The organism is Streptomyces sp. SID1328, from assembly GCF_009865595.1.
GTDB lineage: Bacteria > Actinomycetota > Actinomycetes > Streptomycetales > Streptomycetaceae > Streptomyces > Streptomyces griseoluteus.
Map to the genome: position 1 here is coordinate 1 of NZ_WWKH01000117.1, position 6,619 is coordinate 6,619.

Genomic DNA, 6,619 nt, shown 5'->3' on the forward strand with positions numbered 1-6,619 from the left:
AGCCAGCCCAGCTTCCACTTGTGCCAGCCGAAGAGGTCCGGGGCCGCCCCGAACTGGCTGCCCATCAGGTCCCAGTCGCCGACATGGGTGTCCCAGTCGTCCTTGGAGTCGGTAGGGCGGTGGTAGAGGTCGGGGAGGTCGAAGACGTGCCCGGTCTCGTGGGCGAGCACCAGCCGGTCGGGCGGGTGCTGCTCGAAGACCGTGACGACCCGGCGTACGTCGGTGCCGTCAAGCCGGACGGGCGAGTCGAGGTTGACGACCTTGGTGGCGTCGGAGTCGACGCCGGGCGCGTCCGGGTCGGCCACCAGGTAGACCACGTCGTAGCGGGAGAAGTCCAGTGCCTTGTCGGCCACGGCGAACGCGTCCCGCAGATAGGCGGAGCGGTCCGCGGGCGCCCAGTCCCGCTGTATGCGGTACGCGGTGGACGGGCGCGGCATCCTGAGCCAGCGGTCCATCGGGTGCGGGCGCAGGGTGAAGCGGCCGTAGGAGGACTGCTCGAAGTAGCGGCTGGTGGCCGGGAAGTGGTCGGCGGTCAGTTCGTCGGGGGTGGTGCGCGGGGCGGCGTCGGGGAAGGACAGGAAGACCAGGGCCGCGTGGAGCGTGCCCTGCGGGCGCGGGTAGGCGGTGTTCCAGGTGTCCAGGCCCTCGGAGTGGTGGGCGTCGGTGCGGTGCAGCGCGCAGGGCTCGGGCGAGAAGGGTTCGGCCACCGAGGGGCCGGTGAGGATCGAGGTCGCGGCGAGCGCCGACATCGTGGTGGCCACGGCGGCGGCGCTGCGCAGCTTGGGCACGTCTGGGACCTCCGGTCGCGGTTCGGGACACCACAACCCAGACTGTGTGCTTATGTTGCGCTATGCCCTGTTTACCTGAACCGGAAGGGTGAGTACGCCCGTTTGCGCCTCCGGCGGCCCCCGGCGGCCACCCGGCGGACGACACCCCGAACCACTCACGGAACGTCACAAGTGGTCATGGGCCTCAAGAACCCGTCCAGGTCCGGGCAGAAACGATCTGTCAGGAGGGCGGGGCGGTCGTGGAGACTGAAGACCGGCTGGAAGGGGCCGGTACCAGCCTCTATGATCGGCACACTTTCCGGCACGGACAGGGATCGAGTGCACTGCGGGAGCGAGCGGTGAGCGGAACGTCCGAAGGGCCGACGCCCGCGGCAGACCTCGACCGGTCAGCCGTGACCGACGGTGACCACATGACCTACCACCGGGTCTTCACCACGGCCCCGCTCCCCATGGCCGTGGTGACCCCCGACGGGCTGGTCGCGCACGCCAACACCGCGCTGGGAGCGCTGCTGGGCACGACCGCCGAGGCACTGGCCGGCCGCCCGGCCGCCGACCTGGTGGACCTCGCCCCCGACCCGCGCACCCGGCACGCCTACCGCGAGGTGCTCGCCGGCCGCCAGGACCGGCTCCGCTGCACCCGGCGCCTCAAACAGCCGGACGGGGACCCCGTCTGGGTGCGGATCACCGTCACCCCGCTGGCCGAGGGCACGCCGGGCGCCCTGCTGTCCGTCTCCGACATCAGCGCCCGCCGCGAACTCCAGGCGCGGCTAAGACACTTGCGGATGCACGACCCGGTGACCCGGCTGCCCAACCGCACCCTGTTCTTCGAGCGGCTGTCGGCCGCCCTGGAGGCGGAGCCGGAGGACGGCACCGGAACCGGGCGGATCGGCCTGTGCTGTCTGGACCTGGACGGGTTCAAGGCGGTCAACGACACCCTCGGACACCGCGTCGGCGACCGGCTGCTGGAGGCCGTGGCCAAGCGGCTGACCCATGTGGCCGAGGAGACCGGGGGCGCGCGGGCCGGCGCCCCGCTGGTGGCCCGCCTCGGCGGTGACGAGTTCGCGCTGCTCGTGGAGGACTCCACCGGCACCGAGCAGCTCTCCGACCTCGCCGCCTCGGCGCTGCGGGCGCTGGAGGAGCCGTTCGACCTCGCCGGACGGCGGCTGTCGCTGACCGCGTCCATCGGGGTGGTCGAGCGGCACACCGCCGGCACGACGGCGACCGGTCTGATGCAGGCCGCCGACACCACGCTGTACTGGGCGAAGGCCGACGGCAAGGCCCGCTGGACCCTGTTCGACCCCGAGCGCAACGCGCACCGCGTCACCCGGCAGGCCCTCTCCTCCACGCTCCGCCCGGCCATCGAGCGCGGGGAGTTCGCGCTGGAGTACCAGCCGCTGGTCGGCATGGAGGACGGGCGGCTGAGCGGGGTGGAGGCACTGGTGCGCTGGCACCACCCGCAGTTCGGGACGCTGACGCCGAATCGGTTCATCCAGCTGGCCGAGGAGGACGGCTCGATCGTGCAGCTCGGCCGCTGGGCGCTGGTCACCGCCTGCCGCCAGGCGCGGCAGTGGCAGCTCGCCCATCCGGACGAGCCGCCCATCTTCGTCAGCGTGAACGTGGCCGTGCGCCAGGTCTGGGACTCCGACCTGGTCGCGGACGTGGCGAGCACGCTCACCGAGACCGGGCTCGCCCCGCACCTGCTCCAGCTGGAGCTGACCGAGTCGGCCGTGATGGGCTCCGGGGGCCGCCCGATCCAGGCGCTGCAGGCCCTCAGCGACATGGGCGTGCGCATCGCCATCGACGACTTCGGCACCGGCTACTCGAACCTGGCCTACCTCAGCAGGCTCCCGGTCTCGGTGCTGAAGCTGGACGGGTCCTTCGTACGCGGCTTCCAGTACGAGGGCGGCGAACCCGGCCCGGCCGGGGCGGGGACCACCGCGAACCCGGCGGACGAGGTGATCGTGGAGGCGATGATCCAGCTCGCCCACCGGCTCGGGCTGACCGTCACCGCGGAGTGCGTGGAGACCTCCGCGCAGGCCACCCGGCTGCGCCGGATCGGCTGCGACACCGGGCAGGGCTGGCTCTACTCCCGCCCGGTGCCGCCGGACCGCATCACGGAGCTGCTCGGGGTGCAGAGCTACGCGGCGGGCAGGCCGTAGGCGTCGGCGATCAGCTCGTAGGAGCGCAGCCGCAGCTCGCCGCGGTGGGCGTGGCTGGTGAGCATCAGCTCGTCGGCGCCGGTGCGCTTCTGCAGGTCGTCCAGGCCCGCGCGGACCTCCTCGGCGGTGCCGTGCACGATGTTGCGGGTGAAGGAGGCCGCGAACTCCTCCTCCATGGGGCTGAATTCGTGCCGGGCCGCGTCGTCGGGGTCGGGGAAGAGACCGGGACGGCCCATGCGCAGCCGGAGCATGTTCAGCGCGGTCGCGCGGACCTGGCGAGCGGCCTCGGCCTCGTCGTCGGTGGCGAGCGCGGAGACACCGATGAGGGCGTAGGGCTCGGCCAGCACCTCGGAGGGGCGGAACGTCTCCCGGTACAGGTCGAGCGCCGGAATGGTGTTCTGCACGGAGAAGTGGTGCGCGAAGGCGAAGGGCAGGCCCAGCATTCCGGCCAGTTGGGCACTGAAGCCGGAGGAGCCGAGCAGCCAGATCACCGGCCGGTGCGCCGACTGCACGCCGCCGGGGGTGCTGCCCTGCACCGGGCCGGGGATGGCGTGGATACGGGCGTAGGGGTGGCCGTCGGGGAAGTCGTCGTCGAGGAACCTGGTCAGCTCGGCGAGCTGCTGCGGGAAGTCGTCGGCGCCCTCGTTCAGGGTGTCGGAGCGGCGCAGCGCGGCCGCCGTCGCCCCGTCCGTGCCCGGCGCCCGGCCGAGGCCCAGGTCGATCCGGCCCGGTGCCATGGCCTCCAGGGTGCCGAACTGCTCGGCGATGACCAGCGGGGCGTGGTTGGGCAGCATGACGCCGCCCGAGCCGAGCCGGATGCGGTCGGTGTGGGCGGCGAGGTTCGCCAGGATCACGGCGGGCGAGGAGGAGGCGACGCCCGGCATCGAGTGGTGCTCGGCGACCCAGTACCGGTTGAAGCCCCGCGCCTCGGTGAGGCGGGCCAGCTCCACGCTGGTGCGCAGCGCGTCGCTCGCGGTGCTCCCGGCTCCCACGGTGACCAGGTCGAGTACGGAGAGGGGGACGGGGGCGGTGCCGTGCACGGCACCCCGGATCTCGTCTGCCGGCACGGTGGATGCCTCCTGTTTACGGCGTGCTCTGTCCTGCCGTGCCGTAACAGGAGGCAGTCCCCGCTTATTCCACGGCCGGGCCGGAGGAGTCCTGGCCGGAGCCGGTTGTCAGAGCTGGGCGACGGGCTCGCGGGTGAAGAGGGCGCCGAGGGTGTCGGTGTGCAGCCGGCGGTCGGCCAGCCGCAGCCCCTCCCACACCGAGACCTGGGACGCGGTGAGCACCGGCTTGCCGAGCGCGGCCTCCAGCGCGGACAGGTGGGCGGCGGTGCGCAGCGAGGTGTCGGGCAGCAGCACCGCCTGGGCGTCCGGGGTGTCGGCGGCCCGTGCCAGGGCCACCAGTTCCGCCTCGTCGCCCTCGGCGGCGCGCTCGGCGGTGAGGGCGTCGACCTCCTCGGCGCCGGTCACCTCCAGGCCGCCGTCGGCCAGGAACGCCCGGAACAGCGCGGCCGTCTTCGGCGGGTGGGCGTGGGCGACGGCGACCTTGCGGACGCCGAGTGCCCGGGCGGCGTGCACGAAGCCCAGCGAGGTGGAGGAGGCGGGGAGTCCCGCCTGCCGGGCCAGTTCCGTCGCCTCGGTGTGCGCGCCCTTCCAGCCGTGCGCGAAGCCGCCCGCCGGGCTCGTCCACACCACGGCCTCGGCGCCGGTCAGCCGCAGTCCCTCCATGGCCGCCGTGAGCCGTCCGGCGAAGTCCGCGCCGTGCAGCGGCTCCACCGCGTGGGCGTCCTCGCCGGTGCCGGTGTGCACCAGGTCCAGCCGGACCGCGCCGGCGAGCAGTTGCTCGACGCGCGGGTAGTCGTCCTCGCCGCGATGGCCCGGGCAGAGGAATCCGATCGCTGTCATGTCGGCCTTTCTGTCTTCGTCCACGGTCTGTTCAGGGATCTCCCCTGCGTCTTCCCCCGCTTCCCGCGAGGGCGCCCCGTGTGGCCCGCACGGCGGTACGGGCACCCCCGCTCCCGGTCCGGGTACCCAGCACAGGCCGGATCGCCCCCTCGGGGCGCGGCCCGTTGACGGCGCCGGGCCCCCGTGCCAGCGTGGGGCGACCGCGCGGGAGAGGGGAGGTGGCAGGCCGATGGCCCTCCCCACCCTGCTGGTGCTGGGCGCCGATCCGCCGCCGAGGCTCGGCCGGCTCACCGGGCGGGCCCGCGTGCTGCACACCGACGACGAGGGTCTGGCCGCGCTGCTGCCGGAGGCGGACGTACTGCTGGTGTGGGACTTCCAGTCGCGGGCGGTGCGCGACGCCTGGCCCGGCGAGGGGCCGCGCCCGGCCTGGGTGCACACGGCGAGCGCGGGCGTGGACCATCTGCTCTGCCCCGAACTGGCCGCCTCCGACACGGTGGTGACCAACGCGCGCGGCATCTTCGACCAGCCGATGGCCGAGTACGTGGCCGCCCTCGTGCTCGCGGCCGCCAAGGACCTCCCGCGCACGCTGGAGCTCCAGCGGGACCGCGTCTGGCGGCACCGCGAGACGCGCCGGGTGGCGGGCACCCGCGCCTGTGTGGTCGGCTCCGGGCCGATCGGCCGGGCCATCGCCGACACCCTGAAGGCACTCGGAGTCAGGCCCGCGCTGGTGGGCCGGGCACCGCGCACCGGTGTGCACGGACCGGCCGACCTGGACCGGCTGATCGCCCGCGCGGACTGGGTGATCGCGGCCGCCCCGCTCACCGACCGGACACGCGGCATGTTCGACGCGCACCGCTTCGGCGTGATGCAGCCCTCGGCCGTCTTCGTCAACGTCGGCCGGGGTGAGCTGGTGGACGAGGCCGCCCTCGCCCAGGCGCTGCGCAGACGCTGGATCGCGGGCGCCGCGCTGGACGTCTTCAGCACCGAACCCCTGCCCGGCGACAGCCCGTTGTGGGACCTGCCCGGCCTGCTCGTCTCGCCGCACATGAGCGGCGACACGGTCGGCTGGCGGGACGAACTCGGCGCCCAGTTCGTGGACCTGTTCGAGCGCTGGGCGGCCGGAAGAGCGCTGGTCAACGTGGTGGACAAGAAGCGCGGTTACGTACCGGGTCACTGAACTCCCCTGCCCTGTCGAGACAGGTGCGGGTCACCCAGTACGCGGCCGGCCCGAGCGCCCCCGCGGCCGACGAGTGGGTCGACTTCCGCTCCTCCACGCACGCCACCGCCGTCGGCAAGAGCCTGCTGGGCCGGCTCGGCCACGACGCCCGGCGCGACCGCCTGTCCCGGCACCGGACGGCCCGGCCGGCCTCGCGGACGATCACTAGTGACAAGCTGCTGCTGTCCCGGCTGGAGTCCCAGCCGCCCACGGTCCCGGTGCCCGCCCTCCAGGAGTACGCGCTCGGCACGGTCTGCGCGGCCGTCCCGATCACGGCCGGGGCGTCCGTCGGCCGCCTGGCCGTGTCGCTGCCGGTGGAGCGCGCGCACCGGCCGCGCCGGGCGGCGGACGCCCTCAGCCGCCACGCGGCCCCGGTCCTGCTCCCGCTGGCGCTGCAGGTGGTCCGGAGCACCCTCGGGGACCAGGTAGTATTTTCTTCGTCGCCGGCCGCGAAAGCGGAAGGCGGGAGTCATGCGCCGCTAGCTCAGTTGGTTAGAGCAGCTGACTCTTAATCAGCGGGTCCGGGGTTCGAGTCCCTGGCGGCGCACA

5 protein-coding genes, 1 tRNA gene and 1 pseudogene are annotated in these 6,619 nt (G+C 73.7%); 4 read left to right on the plus strand and 3 right to left on the minus strand.

The features are described from left to right. A partial coding sequence (locus GT030_RS03815) for a M6 family metalloprotease domain-containing protein (protein ID WP_161199839.1) occupies positions 1-749 on the minus strand: 749 nt, incomplete at its 3' end. 377 nt (positions 750-1,126) lie between these two features. On the opposite strand from GT030_RS03815, the gene GT030_RS03820 reads away from it, so the two are divergent. Next, a complete protein-coding gene (locus GT030_RS03820) occupies positions 1,127-2,947 on the plus strand; it encodes a bifunctional diguanylate cyclase/phosphodiesterase (RefSeq protein ID WP_161199835.1) in 1,821 nt (606 codons plus the stop codon). Here GT030_RS03820 and GT030_RS03825 read toward each other — a convergent pair. Then, positions 2,926-4,014 (minus strand): LLM class flavin-dependent oxidoreductase, encoded by a 1,089-nt coding sequence (locus GT030_RS03825; protein ID WP_161199836.1) that lies wholly within the window; start codon positions 4,012-4,014, stop codon positions 2,926-2,928. The two genes, GT030_RS03820 and GT030_RS03825, sit on opposite strands and share 22 nt — an antisense overlap. Before the next feature lie 108 nt (positions 4,015-4,122). Then, positions 4,123-4,854, minus strand: coding sequence for a decarboxylase (locus GT030_RS03830; RefSeq protein ID WP_161199837.1), 732 nt, complete (start codon positions 4,852-4,854; stop codon positions 4,123-4,125). A 229-nt stretch (positions 4,855-5,083) separates the two neighbouring features. On the opposite strand from GT030_RS03830, the gene GT030_RS03835 reads away from it, so the two are divergent. The 3 genes and pseudogenes from GT030_RS03835 to GT030_RS03845 all read left to right on the plus strand — a co-directional run bounded on the left by GT030_RS03835 (position 5,084) and on the right by GT030_RS03845 (position 6,617). After that, complete coding sequence (locus GT030_RS03835; RefSeq protein WP_161199838.1) at positions 5,084-6,031, plus strand: D-2-hydroxyacid dehydrogenase; 948 nt, start codon at positions 5,084-5,086, stop codon at positions 6,029-6,031. A 20-nt stretch (positions 6,032-6,051) separates the two neighbouring features. Continuing rightward, positions 6,052-6,465 (plus strand): annotated as a pseudogene (locus tag GT030_RS36130) (IclR family transcriptional regulator C-terminal domain-containing protein); the annotation flags it as partial. 78 nt (positions 6,466-6,543) lie between these two features. Next, positions 6,544-6,617, plus strand: a tRNA-Lys gene (locus GT030_RS03845). Positions 6,618-6,619: the final 2 nt, after the last annotated feature.